Source organism: Nocardia kruczakiae NBRC 101016, assembly GCF_001612965.1.
In the GTDB taxonomy this organism is placed as follows: Bacteria; Actinomycetota; Actinomycetes; order Mycobacteriales; family Mycobacteriaceae; genus Nocardia; species Nocardia kruczakiae.
In genome coordinates, this window is record NZ_BDBL01000034.1 from 1 (window position 1) to 16,141 (window position 16,141).

Sequence of the window (16,141 nt, forward strand, 5' to 3'; positions counted from 1 at the left end):
GCACCGGCCGCGGCCGCACCGCCGCCGAGTAGCCGCCGCCGCGAGAGCCGCTCAGCCACCGTGGGCGGCCGGGGTCGGTGAGTAGTTCTCCTGATTGCCCGCGAAGTCACGCACCTGCGCGGTGAAGGTGGTGCTGGTGCCGTCGGCGAACTTCACCGTGACCGGTGTCTGGGCTCCCGTGCGCAGCGGCGCCTTCAGATCGATGAACATCAGATGGTCGCCACCGGGCGTCAGCTTCGCGCTGCCGTGTGCGGGGATCGCCAGACCGCCGGCCTTGGGCCGCATCATGGAGGTGCCGTTGGACTCGACCACCTCGTGGATCTCCATGCGCGCCGACGCCGGACTGGTCGCGTCGACGACGCGGATCTCGTGGTCGCTGTTGTTGGTGAAATTCGCGAACGCCGCCGACATCCCCGCATCGGCGGCCTTGATCCATTGATCGCTCACGCTGACCGAATTGGCGTCCGCGGCAGTCGATGTGCCGCCGGATGAACATCCGGCCAGCAGCAGCGGGATCGAGGCCGTGGCGGTGATCAGCAGGGCCGCGGATCGGTGGCGGCGCCCGTGGAGGAGAGAGAACATAGGTGAACTCCGTTGCATGAGAAGAGGTTTGACTGGTTGGACGGCAGGTCAGGCGGCGGACACACTCCCCCCGACCGGGTGCTCGCGCGCCCGGAGGTCCGCGCGTGGCGCTGTCTCGGGTGAGGGAGCGTTTGCCTTACTCCGCCATCGGTATTCGCTAGTTGCTGCCGAGCCAGCGGGCGACCTGGGGGATCACCCGGAACCGGCCGCATGCAGTTCGTCCGGCATCCGATCGACCCAGGGTCCGATCGGGACCGTGGACGGGTGTCGGCTGAACGGCACTGCGTGCGATCACCGGGCGGGGTCGTGACGGCCACAGCGGTCATCGGCACCGGACAAGGCAGAGGGCAGACGCCGACCCGGCGCGCCGGACTGCTCGAGCGACCGCTTCCGCATCGCGTAGACGCCCGTCCAGGTGTCGTGCGCACCGACTGGTGACGGCCGCGTGGCGATGCACCGGTGATTGAACGCCGGGGCACCTGCTGTGCGCCGATGCGGTGCTCCCGACTTGCCGGGACCTATCCGTATGTGGGGCAGCTCAGCTCTCAGCGGTCATCGGAAGTCCGGGCCCGATCCGGCGAGGCCGTGGACGGTTCCACCGATGTACCGGTATCAGGCCCACGCGGCGACGCGGTGCGAGGCAGCGAACGAACCGGTGACGTGGGGCGGCCCACGCCGCCCGGTGCCCGACGCCAGCACGAGCCGCCTCGGCGCGGTCACCGTCTCCGGCACCGAGACGACGGCCGGAGCGCCGGTGGTTTCGAGGATGTGCGTGACGACGCCGACGGCTCGTCGAATCAGTGAAACTGCCCGTCGCAGCGTGATTTCCGCGCCGCGGACCAGGATCGCCCCGCCCACCGTCGCCACGAGGTGCGCGACCAGCATGGGCGCGGTGATCAGCACGTCGTGACAGTGCGGCGAGAACGTCAGCGCCAGATGGCCGAGCCACTGCCCGATCGCGAGCAGGCCCATGAGCCGGAACAGTCCGGTGCGGGTGTGCGCGGCGAGGCAGCCGATCGCGGTGCTCGCGGCGATCAGCATCATGATCGCCGCGGATCCGGGTGCCACCGTGCCGCCACCGAGGGCGTGCGCGGCGATACTCACCGTGCCCGCCGCGGCGCCGACGCATCCACCACGCAGTCGCGTGGAAGGGTCGGCCGTTGCTCGCACCCGTTCATGGTATCGGTGCTCGGCGATGGTCCCGGCCGCCAGGTCCAGCGGTCCACACTCGGCGTGATGCCCGTCACCCCTCGTGGTTTCGGCGGTCCGGGGTCAGAGAATTTCCAGCTCGGCCTCGCGCAGATCCTGGGGAAAGACGAATCGCCGCAACGCCCAGAACCGGAACGCCATCGCCAGCAGTACGCCCAGGATCTGCCCGGTGATGAAGTTGGATACCGCCTGGGTGAACGGGCTGACGTGCGGCACCCGGATGTCGAAGACGTACAGCGCGACCGCTTGCGGAATCACGGTGACGCCCACCGCCAGCGCGCTGACGGCGAAGAACAGTGCCGCCTCGTGACTGCGCTGGCGCCCGCCGCGGGTGTTGAACGACCATTCCCGGTTCAGGATGTAGGAGACGATCGTCGCGATCAGCACGCCGAACACGCGCGCGGTCAGCGGCTTGTCCGGCAGCACGGTCAGCTTGAGCGCGTACACCACTCCGGTGTCCACGAACCAGGTGATCGCGCCGACGACGGCGAATTTCATCAGCTCCCGATGGGCGAGCAACAGTGCGCGCCAGCGTTCGGGCAGCCGGTCCAGTCCAGCCTGCACCAACGACACGCAATCCACCCTAACCGCGAGCCGCGCGCCGGGCATCCGGACAGCGATCATGACCCGCGAGGTAATCGTCACGCCGACCGCAGCCGCATACGATCGGGCAGGTGCCGACCCATACCGCCGGAGATCTGCTGCGCCACTGGCGTCGCACCCGCCGCCTCAGCCAGCTGGAGCTGGCCGGGCGCGCCGAAACCTCGACCCGTCACCTCAGCTTCGTCGAAACCGGCCGGTCCACGCCGAGCCGCCAGCTGATCCTGCACCTCAGCGAGGAGCTCGACATCCCGCTGCGCGAACGCAATCGGATGCTGCTGGCCGCCGGCTACGCCCCGGTCTATGCCGAACCCGGATTGGATACTCCCACCATGGCCCCCGTCCGCACCGCGATGCGGCAGATCCTCACCGGCTACGAGCCGTATCCGGCCCTGGCGGTGGACGCGCAGTGGAATATGGTCGACGCCAATTCCGGTGTCGCCCTGTTCCTCGACGGCATTCCCGCCGACCTGCTCACACCTCCGGTCAACGCGCTGCGGCTGAGCCTGCACCCGCAGGGGCTGGCGCCGCGCATCCTGAATCTGGCGCAGTGGCGCGGACATCTGTTCGAACGGGTCGATCGCCAGATCGAGGCCACCGGCTCGGCCGATCTGGCCGCGCTGCGCACCGAACTGCTCGGATATCCCGGGGGCCGTGACGATCCCGGCCTGCCCGAACCGGATCAGGCTGTCGTCCCGCTGCGGCTGCGCCACCACGACGGCGAAGGCGGCGACATCGAGCTGGATTTCATCAGCACCATGACCATTTTCGGCAGCCCGATGAACGTCACCGTCGCCGAGCTCGCGATCGAGTCGTTCCTGCCCGCGAGCCCGGAGACCGCCGAATTCCTGCGCCGCCGTTCACAGATCGAGTAGATGCGGCAGCCCGGCCCGATAGCGATCGGCGTCGAGGCGCTTGAACGGCTCGAGCTCGGGTGGTGCGTACATCGGGAACACCGCCGCCCGCGGCGCCGTGTCACCGGCCGCGTCCAGCACCGCGTTGGCCGCCTTGCGTCCCGCCTCGCAGGCGCCTTCCATGGTCGCCAGATCGATGCCGGTGCGTACGTGGTCGCCGCAGAAGAACACGTTGCCGATCGCCGAATGCGCCTCCGGCCGGTGGTCCCAGGAGCCGACGGTGTTCACCAGCAGCGGGGTGTCGTTGCGGTTGCCGCCCTCCTCGAAATGCACGCCCGGGTCGACGAACCACGAGTGCAGGTCGTCGTCGCGCAACCAGCCGGTGCCGGTGTTGAGCCAGCGTTTCAGCTGCGCCCACACCTCCTGCACCACTTCGTCTTTCGTGCACTGCTTGGCCGGTTTGCCGTACAGGATGCCGGGGGTGTCCCAGTCCGAGACGTCCGCGGACAGGCATTCCACCACCGTGCCGTCGCCGTAGCGGGCCGCGAAATCGCCGCGCCACATCGGCGCCTGCCGCAGTGCGGTGATCGCCCACGGCGAGCCGAGTGCCGCGATATGTCCTTCCGGCACGCCGGTGGGCTGCCGCAGATAGAACTGCACGCCGACCATCCAGTCCAGCACCAGTTCCCGCATCCCGGCCAGTGCCGGGTCCGCGGTGAGGATGTCGTCGTCGAGGATCGTCGCCGCGCGGTCGGCGGGCATCGCGCAGATGTACCAATCCGCCTGCACCGCACGCCCGCCCATGTTCGCGCCGCTGATCCGGTCGCCGGACAGGCGCAGGCTCGTCAGGCCCGCGCCGGTGACGAACCGGACCCCCTGTCCGGACAGATGCGCCACCCACGGATCGATCCACGCCTCGTTGGTGGGGCCGTTCAGGATTCGATCCACCCCGCCGCGATATTGCGGCGCGATGCCGGCGCCGGCGAAAACCAGTGCCTCCCCGATGGTTCCGATGGTGCGCGCGGAGCTGGTCTCCGACTTCGCCGCCACCGTGATGCGGGTCAGCGCTCGCGCCAGGTAGTCCCGGTAGGCCTGCGACTTCCCGGCGGCCCCGACCGCGTCCATCCACGATCGGTACTCCCATTGGCCGAAGCGGCGTTCGGGGGAGCTGGTGAACCACATCATCATCCGGTCGCCGAAGAACGCCAGTTCCTGCGGCGGCAGCTGCGGGATGAATCCGAATCCGGCGACGAGTGAGTTGCGGATGCGATCGGGGTTCAGTTCGCGCAACCCGGCGATCTCGGTCGGGACCGTCACCGGCGGCAGATCCGGGAATCCGGCGACCGTGGATTCCACCCGGATCAGATTCCCGGCCACCCCGTTCGCGTTGCCGGGGAACGGGATTCGCGCCATCGTATCCGGAACGTGCTGATAACAGCCGGGGAAGAACCGGAAGCCGTGTTCGCCCGGCAGGTCCGCCCGCCCGCCCGCCCCGGTGCCGGGTACGCTCATGCTGCGCGCCTTGCCGCCCAGCGCGGTCGGCTCGTACACCGTGACCGCGTAGCCGCGTTCGGCCAGTTCGTGCGCCGCGGTCAGTCCGGATACGCCACCTCCGAACACCGCCACCGTGCGTCCCGGGCCCACCTGGCGGCGTGGCGGATTCGCGCGCGCGGCCGCGGCCCATGCGCCGCTCGTCGCGAGGGCCGCGCCCGCTACCGCCGCCCCTCGCAGCAACTGCCGCCTGCCGAATCCACCCGCATCGTCTCGACCGGTCATGTCCACTCCTCGAATCAGCGAGCGGGACCGGCCCTGCGTCGATCCCGAAGCCCGAATTTCTCTCACCGCGGCCACGCCGAACCCCACCGCGCCGCCTGGCGTTCCCGCCAGTCCTGCGCGCTGTCGCGCACCTCGCGAATCACGGTGTCCACCACCGTGGCCGCCGGTGCGTGCGCCAGTGCCTGCAGCGCGAACTTCGCCGCCCGTGCCGGGGTCAGTAGTTCGTCGGGGGTCCGCGCCCGGGTCATCACATCCAGCGCGAGGCCGGCCAGATTCGGGTCGGCCGCACCGGCGCGGTACAGCTGCACCTCGAGCGGTGACATCTCGGTGCCGCGGGCGAGCCGGTTGGTCCACTGGTACATGGGCAGGCAGTCCTGTTCCCGCCGGTGCTCCCATCGGGTCAGTGCCCGGTCCAGCGCGGTCGCGTCGTCGAGTACCGGCGCGGCGTATTCGCCGAGCAATCGTCCGTAGCGCATCGCATCGCGCATTCCCTGTGCGGTGACCGGATCCTTGAAATGGCCGGCGTCGCCGGGCAGTGCCCAGCCCGGACCGCTGGAGCGGCGGAAGTAGGAGACGATGCCGGTGGCCGAGCGCACCCGGCCGATCGGTTCGCAATCGGCCAGTCGCACAGCGAGTTCCGGGATCGCGGCGACCATCTCGCAGTAGCGCTGCTCGGTCTGCCCGGCGGTGCGCGGCCCGTGGGCGACCGGCGGCTGGATCAGCGACAGTACCGCGCCGTCCTCGCACGGGAAGGCGGTTCCCAGCAGATCCCCGGCCCGCCACTGCGCGGCCGTCGACCGCCATTCCGGGCGGCCGTCGCGCCAGTAGGCGAAGTAGCACGAACGCCCGCTGGGCTTGCTGCGGTACGGGTCCAGGGCGCCGGTCAGCCGTGCCACCGTCGAGCGGCGCCCGTCCGCGCCGACCACCAGGCGGGCCCGGATCTCGTGGGTGGTCCCCGCGCGATCGACCGCGCGCACGCCGGCGACCCGGCCACCGTCGCGGATGAGTTCGGTGACCCGCATCGATTCGTGGACGGTCGCACCGGCCGCGCGGGCCGTGGACACCAGGGCTGCGTCGAATCCGATGCGCCGCACGCACATCGCATAGTCGATGCCTTCCACGGCGGTGAACGGCGCCCGCACCACCTGTCCCGCGCCGGCGGCGAATGCGACCCGCAACCGCGGCGCGCCGAGCGCCAGCACCCGCTCGAGCGCGCCCAGTGCCGCCACCTCGGCGATGCCGGCCGGCCACAGCAGATGGGTCGAGAGGGTGTCGGACGGGAATCGGGCCGCGTCCACGACGACGACGCGCCGTCCCGCGCGGGCGAAGGCGATGGCCGTGGCCGACCCCGCGCAGCGCGCTCCGACCACCACCACGTCGGTGAATTCGATGTCCGGGCAGTCGTTTTCGCCGCGATCGCGGTCATTCGCCGGGCGGTTCCGGACGGTCTCGTGGATGCCCGAATCGGTCGGCGAGGAGTCGGCAGGTTCGTCGGTGGGCATCGGCGCCGCCTTCGGGGTCACTATGTTCGGACACTATGTCCTACTGAGAGAATGAAGTGACTCCTCTCACATTGTCAATATGTTTGGACCGATTGCTCGCGGCAATTACCGACGCTCGAGCCGCTCGCGCCGGTGACACTCCGGATCGCCCACCGGATCCGGTCGCATCCGCAATGATCACCGGAAGGCGTGGCCGCCCGGCCCGATCGGAAACGACCGTGATGAGGTACCGCGATGGCGTTGATGTCACCCCTGGATTCGGCATTTCTGCTACTGGAATCGCGCGAACACCCGATGCACGTCGGCGGCCTCTCGCTGTTTCGTCCCTCGGACACACAGACGCGATCGGCACGGCAGTTACACGAGGAATTGGCCTCGGGCACCGGCCAACTCACCTCGGTGTTCCGGCGCCGCCCCGCGCGGTCGCTGGCGAGTTTCTCCCCGCTGCGGTGGGATCTCGACGACGACGTCGATCTCGACTACCACGTCCGGCTGCTCTCGCTGCCCACGCCCGGGCGGGTGCGTGAACTGCTGGAACTGGTGTCGATGCTGCACGGGTCGCTGCTGGACCGCCATCGCCCGCTCTGGGAGGTCTACATCATCGACGGGCTCGCCGACGGCCGGATCGCCTTGTACACCAAGACACATCACGCGCTGATGGACGGCGTGTCCGCGGTCCGCACCTGGCAGCGGGCCCTCTCGCCCGACCCCGCGGCCCGCGACTGCGTGCCGCCGTGGCGCTCTCGCGGCCGTCGTCCGGGCACCGGCGGGAACGCGCTGTGGCGCCGCTCGGCCGAGGCGGTACGCATGGCCGGGCGGATCGGCACCGCTGTACCCGAATTGCTGTCGGGCGCTTACGAGATCGCGCGGGACTATCCGGAGCCGCGCCCGTTCCGGGCCCCGCACACGATGTTCAATGTCGCCATCACCGGTGCCCGGCGATTCGCCGCGCAGTCGTGGCCGTTGCCGCGGTTGCGTGCGGTCGGAGCCCGTACGGGTGCGACCGTGAACGACGTGGTGCTGGCGATGTGCGCGGGCGCGCTGCGGCGATATCTGCTCGCCGAAGGGGCGCTGCCGGCCGAGCCGTTGATCGCGATGGTGCCGGTCTCGCTGCGCGGCACCGCCGAAACCGCAGCGGGAGAGGGCAACTCGGTGGGTGCGGCACTGTGCGACCTGGCCACCGACGAACCGGACCCGGCCGCGCGACTCGCCCGCATCCACTCCTCGATGGTGCGGACCAAGAACACCATGTCGCGGCTGACGCCGCTGCAGATCCTGGGGTTGTCGGCGGTCAATGTGGCGGGACTGGCATCGGCGGCGCTACCGGTGCGGCTGCCGGCCGTCGCGCCGCCGTTCAACATCGTCATCTCCAACGTCCCCGGCGCCGCCGAACCGCGGTACTGGAACGGCCTGCGCCTGGAAGCCGCCTATCCGGCATCGATTCCCCTCGACGGACAGGCGGTCAACATCACGACGATCAGTTCCGATGGCGCCATGCACTTCGGCATCGTCGGGTGTCGCCGCAGCGTGCCGCATCTGCAACGGCTGCTGACCGGACTCGACGAATCGCTCGCCGAACTCGAGTAGCCGGGCCGTGCGGCCACCGCGGCCGCGACTCGATGGTCGGCGCTCGATGGTTATGCGATGCGGGCGGTTTCGGTGAGGGCGTCGGTGGCGGCGGCGAGAATCCGTCGCGCCCGTGGAAAGTCCTGTAGCTGCCCGCCGAGCAGGTCGAGGACGGGAAACAGCGATTGCGCGGGCACCGCGCGTGCGCTGAGCACGTCCGCGGTCCAGGTGACGAAGGTGGTGAACAACTCGTCGTCGTCCAGATACAGTGCGGTAGCGAGGAATTCGAGAATCTGGGCGACATCCTCGGCGGTGCGTTCCAGCTGGAATTCGGAATACTCCCGCATCGCGGGGAAACGATGCTCCAGCTCCGCCATCGTGGTCGCCAGCACATGCGGTGTACTGCGGGCGATCATGGTGAATTCCTGATCGGTCAGATGCGGCAGGGTCCGTTGCGGCTGCTGCTCGCGTCGCAGTCCCCGGGCGAGCAGCTCGGCTGCGGTCGCGGCATCCGGCGCCCAGGCGTCGGCACCGAGCAGGTCCGCGTAACGGCCTTCCGGCCCGAACGCCGCCCCGCCGACGAGCACCGGCACCCCGGCCGCCTGACATGCGGTGATCGTGCCGTGCGCCGACGGCAGGCGGGTCGGCAGCGACGACGACAGCAATACGGCATCGGGGCCGGTGTTGTGCAGGTGCGCGATCAAGTGCCGTGTGGGCACCTGGGCGCCGAGGAAGTCGACGTGCCAGCCACGCAGCCGCAGCACCTCGGCCACCAGCCGCGCGGGAAGGGCGTGCCATTCACCGTCCACACACGCGACGGTCACCCGGCCCGCCGAACCGGGGTGCGCACCGGTCGCATGCAGAGCCAGTGCCGTCACGGCGCGATCGTTGATCGCGGTGGCGGTGTGCTCGTCGGCGACACTGAGGGTGTTCGCAGCCCATTCCGCACCCACCCGGTGCTGCACCGCGGCGATCACATCGAGCAGGACCACCTCCGGTGCCAGACCCGAATCCAGCGCCGCGAGCACGATGCCGATCGCCGCCCGTTCGTCACGCCCCGTGACCGCCGCCCACAGCTCGTCACGAAATGCGGAGGCGTCGTGGGTGATTCGGCGATGCGGCTCGGACATGAACGGCGGCTCCTTCGCTGTGTGGATCAGTCGGTCACGAGGGCCGAGGTGCGCGGCGCGGTGATCGCGACGACCGCGATGTCGTCGTGCTCGTGGCGGCCGACCCACTGGGTGGTGAGCATGTGCACGCGCTCGACCACCGCCTCCGCGGGCATATCCGCACACTGGGCGAGGGCGGCCATCAGACGTTCCTCACCGAACATGCGCCGGCCCAGCGGTCCGCCGCGGGCCTCGGTCACACCGTCGGTGTAGAGCAGACAGGTTTCCCCCGGCGCGAGCGAGGTCCGGAACGTCGTCGCGGTGATGCTCGGCAGCGCGCCGACCAATTGTCCACGCGTCTCGGCCATTTCGACGGTCCCGTCGGCCCGCACGATCAGCGGCGGCGGATGCCCGGCTGAGGTCAACCGCAGCAGCACCCGCCCGTCCCGATGCACCGCCGATGCGAGGACCAGCGTGGCGAAGCGGTCGTGCCGCGAGGACATCAGCGCATCGTTGAGCAGGCTGAGCATGCGCTGATGATCGTCGGCCATCGGCACCAGCGCGTGGACCGTGTTGCGGATCTTGCCGGTCAGCACGGCGGCCGCGAGACCCTTCCCGCAGACATCGCCGAGCACGACGAGGGTTTCCCCGTCCGGTGCCGCCGCGCGGTGCACGTCGTAGAAGTCGCCGCCGATGATTTCGTGATTCTCCGAAGCCCGGTAGGCGCCGGCCAATTCGATGCCGTGGACACGGTGCAGTTGCGGTGGCAGCAGCTCGCGCATCAGGATCGCGGTGATGCTGGTCTGCTCGGCGTACAGCCGTGCCGCCGACAACGCGATACCCGCGCGGCCGGCGAACAACTGGGCGAAGACCTCGTCGCGCTCGTCGTAGATCCGCTCGCCGGAACGCCGCAGCAGGACCAGCGCACCCGCCGAAACCCCGTGGCCGGGTAGCGGAGTCACGATTACCGAGCCCGTGCGGTTCTCGAAACCGGGCGGCAGCAACCACGCCGGCACGGCCGCGGGGTCCAGCCACTGCGAGGGAATCGGCGGGAATCCCCGCAGCGCCTCGCTCAGACCGGCCACCGTGTCGGGGTCCTCCTCGACGACGTTCACCCGGACCACGCCGTGTTCGTCACACGAGACGACCGACAACGCCCGCCCGGCCGGCGGAGTGACGACCACCGCGGCATCGGCGAGGTGGCCGGCGGCCAGCCGGACGGTCGTCTCCACACACCGGTCGACGTTCAACGAGGCCAGCAGCCGCTCGGAGGCCTGCGACAGGAATGCGGTCCGTTCGCGTTCCTGCTCCAACTCCCAACGGCTCTCGTACAGCGAGTGCGCGGTGTCGCCGAGCAACCACCAGACGACCGTGCCGTCGGCGCCGGGGGAGGCGGTCGCGTGCAGTGCGCGCCCGCCCACTCGCCCGGTCACCGATGCGGGCGAGGGCACGACGCCCGAGGCGGCCGCCTCCTCGTGGGCCGCGGACAACCAGGGCGGCGCGGCACGGCGCAGCGGCTCGCCCACCACCGCATCGGGCAACAGCGCGGCGGCCTCTGCGGTCAGCGCGACCACCGTGCCCGCGCGATCGACCACCACGGCGGGATGCGGTACCGCCGACCATCGCTCCACGTCGCTTACAACGGATTCGGGCACGGCGACCTCCCCACATCCCGCGAGTGAAATCCACTGCGCAGCAGCCGAACCGGCGTCACGGCTGCTCCGCCGAGGTGCGGCGGGACCACTGTCCGGTGCTCGGATCGGAACGGGATTCGGCGGTGAGCGAGACCACGAATTCGACCGTCGTGCCGTCGGTGCCCGAGACGACCCGGGTGCCGGGCATGAGGGCGTTCATCATCGGCAGACCGCGCCCGCGATCGACCTCCTCGTCCGCTCGCGGCACGCGCCACGTCCCGCCGTCGGAGACGGTGATACGGATCGAATGCGTGGCCGTGGCGTGCAGCACGACGGTCCGGCCGTCACCGCGATGCCCGTGCTCGACCGAATTCGAACAGGCCTCGTTGACGGCCAGCAGGAGATCGTAGGCACGATCCGATCCGAGGCTCGTCCCCGCGAGCCAGGACCGCAGCAGTGCTCGCACCCGCTGCAGTTCCGCGGACCGGGCCCGGAATTCGATGTGCAGGTCCTCGAGCGATCGCTGTCCGCCGGCGCTCGCGGCCTTCCGATCGCCGCTGTCGGGGTGACGCATGTCTTCGGGGTGACGCATCCGATATCAGCCGTTCGTGTGGGCCAGGGCGCTCGCGACCGCGGCGTCGACGTCGTCGAAGAGAGCGAACACCGTCGACAGGCCGGTGACCTCCACCACGCGCCGCACCGGCCGCGGCGCCACAACCAACACTCGCCCCGCCTGTCGCAGGGCGCGTACGAGCACATTCATTCCCGAGGAGTCGAAGAATTCCACCGCGGACAGATCGACGATCAATTGTTCCGGTTGACGAGTCACTGCCTGCTGGACAGCCGTATCGAGCCGCGGCGCGGTATGCGAATCGACCTCACCGGCCGCGACCACCACCACGAAGCCGCCGACCGAGATCACATCGGCGGTGCAGCCGCTGTGGCCTTCGTATCCCACGTGTTCACCCTTCCCTACACTCCCGCATCCAGTCCGGCCCCCACGAGTATGAATCGTGACGGCGGAGCGGATGTGTGCAGGCACATCTGCGCATGTCGAACACCGCGATACTCGGCGTAGTTTCGCGGTGCCGCGCGCGGCTGTGGTCTCAACCTCGCAAGATCACCGAGTGTAACGGCCGCTGCGGGCCCGCCGGGACACGCGTCGACCGGCGTTCGCCCAGCCCCGTCCACGGCGGATCTGCCGGATTCGTCGCGCGATGAGCGAAATCCCATACGCCGATGGACGATTGAGAGGTGAACGGCACGTCGGGGTGGCATGGTGCGGCATTCGCGGGCCCGGTCCGGTGTGTCTGCCGCGACACCCGACGTGTCGCCGACATGTCCCGGCCGCCGCGTGGTTATATCGCGCGACGACGTTCACGGAGGTGTTCGGTGACGACAGCAGGTCTCATCCTCGCGTGCCTCGCGGCCGCGATCCACATCTACATCTTCTATCTCGAATCGGTGGCGTGGACGAGGCCGAAGACCCGGGCCATCTTCGGAGTCTCCTCGGCCGCCGAAGCGGAAACGACCAGGCCACTGGCCTTCAACCAAGGCTTCTACAACCTCTTCCTGGCCATCTGCGTGATCGCCGGTACGGTGTTCTTCGCGGTGGGCGAAACGACGATCGGCGCCACCCTGGTGTTCACCGGTGCCGGCTCGATGACCGCCGCCGGCCTGGTCCTGCTCCTGTCCAGCCCCGACAAGGCGAGCGCGGCCCTCAAACAGCTGGTGCCGCCACTCCTCGGCGTGATCGTTCTGGCAATCGGTCTGCGATAGCGCGCCACCGGCCGGTGGCGCCTGCCGCTGTGCGCGGAGTCGTGGGCACCTTCTGCCGGCGGTGAGGCTGATGCCGAACCGGCGGACAACACGCGAGCCGATCCTCCGTTATTACCGACGAGGTGCGGGTAAGCCGAGCAGGGACCGACCACGCCGCCGCTCTGGTGACGAATGCGCGGCAGCTCAGAGCTCACCGGTGGACACCGCACGGCCGGAGCGCAAGCCCGGCGAGGAAGGAGCCTCTCGTGATCGGAACGCGCACGCGGCGTACGGATTCGAGCCGATGGAAGCAAGCGTGGTGGACCTTCCCGGCCACCACCGCCGCGGCGGTAGCAGGCTCAGCGGCGACCACGACCGGCTCGCACTGGTACCAGCGGCTGGACAAACCGCCCTTCCAACCCCCGCCCGTGGTCTTTCCCATCGCATGGACAACCCTGTACGTCGATATCGCCGCCACAACCGCCCGAGCGCTCGCCCACGCCGAGCCGAACCAGAACCGAGCACTACGCAACGCTCTGCTGCTCAACCTGGCCCTCAACGCGAGCTGGAGCTGGGTCTTCTTCCGCGCACACCGCCTCGGCGCCGCGACGGCCGTGGCGGCCGTGGCGGCCGCCCTGACGCTGAGCAGTGCCGATCTCACACGTCGCACGGCCGAGGTGGACCGCGGAGGCTTCCTGCTGGCGGCCTATCCGACGTGGTGCGGCTTCGCCACCGTGTTGAGCGGTGACCTCTGGCGCCGGAATCGCGCCGGCTGAGACGCCGAGTCCGTGCCCCACATCCCGGCGCTGCCTGGGAGAGAATTCGCCCAGGCAGCGCCGTCGAATCGGTTCTAGCGTGGTGATATGACCGTCAAGGAGCCGCATCTGCGGGAGCTGGGCGAGTTCTTGAAAGCCCGCCGTGCGCAACTCGAGCCGGGCACCCTCGGCCTGCCTTCCGGCGACCTGCGGCCGCGGCGGGTGCCAGGCCTGCGCCGCGAAGAGGTCGCGGAATTGGCCGCGATCAGCACCGACTATTACACGCGGATCGAGCAGGGCCGGCTGGCTCCGTCCGAGCCCGTACTCGACACCCTGGTCCGGGTGTTGCAGTTGGATCGCGAACAGCGCGACTATGTCCGCAGCCTGGCCGAACGCGCCGACAGCCGCCCGCCCGCACCGCGCGGCCGCCAGGTTGTGCGAGCACAACTCGGCAGGCTGCTGGAGCAGCTGACCGATACACCGGCGCTGATCTTCGGCCGCCACCTCGACATCCTGGCGTGGAATCGGCTGGCCGCCGCGCTCATCGCCGATTTCGACAAGATTCCGCAGAAACAGCGCAACTACGTGCGGATGATCTTCCTGGACCCCGCGATGCGCCGGCTGTACACCGATTGGGAGGCCGTCGGGCGGACCTGCGTGGCGATCCTGCGCATGGAAGCGGCAGCGAATCCGACCGATCCGCGCCTGACCGCGCTGGTCGGCGAGTTGTCGGTCGCCGACGAGCAATTCCGGCAGTGGTGGGCGGCCCGCCATGTCGCCCACCAGGAATTCGGCACCAAACGGATGAGCCACCCCGAGGTGGGCGATCTGGTACTGGAATGGGACACCTTCCGCTACTCCGGTGATCCGGATCAGCAACTGGTGCTGTGGTCCACCGAGCCGGGCAGCGCGTCCCAGGACAAACTACGCATCCTCGCCTCCTGGTCGGCCGAGCGTGCGCCGGTGTCGGAGGCACCGGAGGAGCCACGCCCGCTCTGAGCGTGATGTAGTCCGGCTATCGGCCCTCGGAGATCGTTTCCTCGCGATCACGAGTACCGAGTTGTCGTCTGAAATGTGCGGCTCCCCAAGTGGCCGCCGGGTTCGATCCTGTTGTGCCGCTGGATGCTGCGAGAGCAATCGGCGAGCAGTTATCCGAAGAGCCGGCGATGGTCGCGAACGAACTGCTCGAAGGTTCTCGGCGCCTCACCGGTCAAGTCGGTGACGGTGGATAGGACCGAATCGGCTCCGCCGTCGCCGTAGACGGTGCTCACCCGGACCAAGGCTTCTGCCATGAATGCCGGAACGCCGGCGGCGAGCAGGCCGTCACGTGCTTCCGTCGCGGTTTGTGCGTGGTAGCGCACGGGCTTGCGCAGAATATCCGAGAAGATGTCGGCCACCTCGTCGTAGGTGAGAGCGCGGGGACCGGTGAGAGCATAGATCCGGCCGTCGTGGCCGCCGGTGGTGAGGACATGTGCGGCGACACCGGCAACGTCACGGGCGTCGACGTAGCTGATGGGCGCCGAGCCTCCCGGGCGTGCGATCACTCCGTGCTCGCCGATCGACGCCGCCATCTGCGCGAAGTTCTGCATGAAGAAGTTCGGCCGCAAGAAGGTCCACCGCAATCCGGAGCGCTCGATGGCCTCCTCCACCGGCCGATGCAGGTCGGCGAGAGGAGTGAGGCGTTCGTCGGCCCGCCACAATGACACCTTGACGACGCGTTCGACGCCGGCTCTGTACGCCTCTTCGACCAGGGCGAGTTCGTCCCGAGTCTGCGTCGCGGTAGTGGCGGTGACCAGGAAAAGGGTGCCGACACCCGCCATCGCGGCGGGCAGGGTGGTAGGCCGGGTGTAGTCGACGGTGACCGCGTCGCGGCCGGATTCCCTCATCGCGGCGGTGCGTGCTGGATCCCGGTAGGCCGCGCGAACGGGTGCACCCGCCGCGAGCAAGGCGTCCACCACACCCGAGGCGATTCTGCCCGATGCGCCCGTGATCAGCACCGGACGGCCGGATTGCGGCGACAAGGCCGAAGACGGCGCCGAAGGATCTGTTCCGGTGCGGGGTCGGTTCACATGCCGGACGTTACCGGGAGCCGCCGACAAGAATCCGAACGCGGACAGCGACTTTCACCCGGTTCGGCCGCGATCGGAGTCACGCTCCGAGGAACAGCCGCTCGTTCGGCAGGCGAGGCAGTGACAGCCGCTCCTCGATGGTGTCGCGCATCAATTCGATGGCGTACCAAGGTCTTCGCCGCCAGTCGCTGATCAGATTGGCGGCGGCTGCGGCCGCCGCCGTGTAGTCGAAGGCGATGCCACCCAGCCAGATTCGTAGATGCACATCGCTGTGCGACGGTTGCGTCGGTCTATCGGGAGTGGTGGCTACATGCTCGCCAGCGCTGTGTGTCCACATCGAAAACTCACCTTCGCGGGCTGGGGGTGTTGTCGAATATCACTGGCGGGCCGGACGGCGGAGCTGTGGCCTGGTGAATGGATGACGGCATGCTCCGCTCCGCGTGGTTGATCGACCGAGCATCATTCGCTTCGGTGGTGGTAGTTCCGACGGAGGTCGACGACGTCTACGCGGCGAGAAGGTGCGTTCTGTCGGTTACGGATTCACCGTATGCCTCGATCCGCCCGGGTGCCTGGGAAAGTTTCCTCCCTGCCTGCCGGTTCCCGAGGGGCGGAAGGAAACCGCACCTCGGTCCGGGCTTGGCTCGGATCGTGGCCGCTGCGGCCGGGTCATGCGCGACCCGATCCGCGTTGCCGCCCAGGCGACGCGGTATCGAACGCGATGCCAGGG

General features: G+C 69.2%; 16 protein-coding genes. 5 read left to right on the forward strand and 11 right to left on the reverse strand.

The window, feature by feature from the left end:
• Positions 1-51: 51 nt before the first annotated feature.
• The 3 genes from NK1_RS23520 to NK1_RS23530 form a co-directional block, all read right to left on the reverse strand.
• Positions 52-582, reverse strand: coding sequence for a copper chaperone PCu(A)C (locus tag NK1_RS23520; RefSeq protein WP_063011960.1), 531 nt, complete (start codon positions 580-582; stop codon positions 52-54).
• Positions 583-1,194: 612 nt separating this feature from the next.
• Positions 1,195-1,752, reverse strand: a complete 558-nt coding sequence (locus NK1_RS23525; RefSeq protein WP_063906092.1) for a hypothetical protein — start codon at positions 1,750-1,752, stop codon at positions 1,195-1,197.
• Between the two features lie 102 nt (positions 1,753-1,854).
• The gene (locus tag NK1_RS23530; protein ID WP_063012119.1) at positions 1,855-2,364 is read right to left on the reverse strand and encodes a GtrA family protein; all 510 of its coding nucleotides are present in this window, start codon (positions 2,362-2,364) and stop codon (positions 1,855-1,857) included.
• Between the two features lie 101 nt (positions 2,365-2,465).
• Here NK1_RS23530 and NK1_RS23535 point away from each other — a divergent pair, with 101 nt between their 5' ends.
• Positions 2,466-3,266, forward strand: coding sequence for a helix-turn-helix domain-containing protein (locus NK1_RS23535; protein ID WP_063011964.1), 801 nt, complete (start codon positions 2,466-2,468; stop codon positions 3,264-3,266).
• On the opposite strand, the gene NK1_RS23540 is transcribed toward NK1_RS23535, so the two are convergent.
• Positions 3,252-5,021, reverse strand: a complete 1,770-nt coding sequence (locus NK1_RS23540; protein WP_063012121.1) for a hydroxysqualene dehydroxylase — start codon at positions 5,019-5,021, stop codon at positions 3,252-3,254. The two genes, NK1_RS23535 and NK1_RS23540, sit on opposite strands and share 15 nt — an antisense overlap.
• Before the next feature lie 62 nt (positions 5,022-5,083).
• Positions 5,084-6,523, reverse strand: coding sequence for an NAD(P)/FAD-dependent oxidoreductase (locus NK1_RS23545; protein WP_084461462.1), 1,440 nt, complete (start codon positions 6,521-6,523; stop codon positions 5,084-5,086).
• 234 nt (positions 6,524-6,757) lie between these two features.
• On the opposite strand from NK1_RS23545, the gene NK1_RS23550 reads away from it, so the two are divergent.
• Positions 6,758-8,110 carry a WS/DGAT/MGAT family O-acyltransferase gene (locus NK1_RS23550; RefSeq protein ID WP_063011966.1) on the forward strand — a complete coding sequence of 451 codons (1,353 nt, stop codon included), beginning with the start codon at positions 6,758-6,760 and terminating at the stop codon, positions 8,108-8,110.
• 50 nt (positions 8,111-8,160) lie between these two features.
• Here NK1_RS23550 and NK1_RS23555 read toward each other — a convergent pair whose 3' ends face one another.
• The 4 genes from NK1_RS23555 to NK1_RS23570 are packed head-to-tail and all read right to left on the reverse strand — an operon-like array spanning position 8,161 to position 11,790.
• Complete coding sequence (locus tag NK1_RS23555; RefSeq protein ID WP_063011969.1) at positions 8,161-9,219, reverse strand: cobalamin B12-binding domain-containing protein; 1,059 nt, start codon at positions 9,217-9,219, stop codon at positions 8,161-8,163.
• A 26-nt stretch (positions 9,220-9,245) separates the two neighbouring features.
• Positions 9,246-10,853: a PP2C family protein-serine/threonine phosphatase gene (locus NK1_RS23560; RefSeq protein WP_063011971.1), complete on the reverse strand. Its 1,608-nt coding sequence runs from the start codon at positions 10,851-10,853 to the stop codon at positions 9,246-9,248.
• Positions 10,854-10,908: 55 nt separating this feature from the next.
• Positions 10,909-11,406, reverse strand: a complete 498-nt coding sequence (locus NK1_RS23565) for an ATP-binding protein (protein WP_063011973.1) — start codon at positions 11,404-11,406, stop codon at positions 10,909-10,911.
• 24 nt (positions 11,407-11,430) lie between these two features.
• Positions 11,431-11,790 (reverse strand): STAS domain-containing protein, encoded by a 360-nt coding sequence (locus NK1_RS23570; RefSeq protein ID WP_198163754.1) that lies wholly within the window; start codon positions 11,788-11,790, stop codon positions 11,431-11,433.
• Positions 11,791-12,224: 434 nt separating this feature from the next.
• Between NK1_RS23570 and NK1_RS23575 the strand changes: the two genes are divergently transcribed.
• From NK1_RS23575 to NK1_RS23585, 3 genes are all read left to right on the forward strand, one after another.
• Positions 12,225-12,611: a DUF1304 domain-containing protein gene (locus NK1_RS23575; RefSeq protein WP_063011975.1), complete on the forward strand. Its 387-nt coding sequence runs from the start codon at positions 12,225-12,227 to the stop codon at positions 12,609-12,611.
• Positions 12,612-12,856: 245 nt separating this feature from the next.
• Positions 12,857-13,366, forward strand: a complete 510-nt coding sequence (locus NK1_RS23580; RefSeq protein ID WP_063011977.1) for a tryptophan-rich sensory protein — start codon at positions 12,857-12,859, stop codon at positions 13,364-13,366.
• An 87-nt stretch (positions 13,367-13,453) separates the two neighbouring features.
• Positions 13,454-14,344, forward strand: coding sequence for a helix-turn-helix domain-containing protein (locus tag NK1_RS23585; RefSeq protein ID WP_063011980.1), 891 nt, complete (start codon positions 13,454-13,456; stop codon positions 14,342-14,344).
• Between the two features lie 149 nt (positions 14,345-14,493).
• Here NK1_RS23585 and NK1_RS23590 read toward each other — a convergent pair whose 3' ends face one another.
• Together NK1_RS23590 and NK1_RS23595 are read right to left on the reverse strand one after the other, a co-directional pair.
• Complete coding sequence (locus tag NK1_RS23590) at positions 14,494-15,414, reverse strand: SDR family oxidoreductase (RefSeq protein ID WP_167354290.1); 921 nt, start codon at positions 15,412-15,414, stop codon at positions 14,494-14,496.
• A gap of 79 nt (positions 15,415-15,493) precedes the next feature.
• Complete coding sequence (locus NK1_RS23595; protein ID WP_063011986.1) at positions 15,494-15,679, reverse strand: hypothetical protein; 186 nt, start codon at positions 15,677-15,679, stop codon at positions 15,494-15,496.
• Positions 15,680-16,141: the final 462 nt, after the last annotated feature.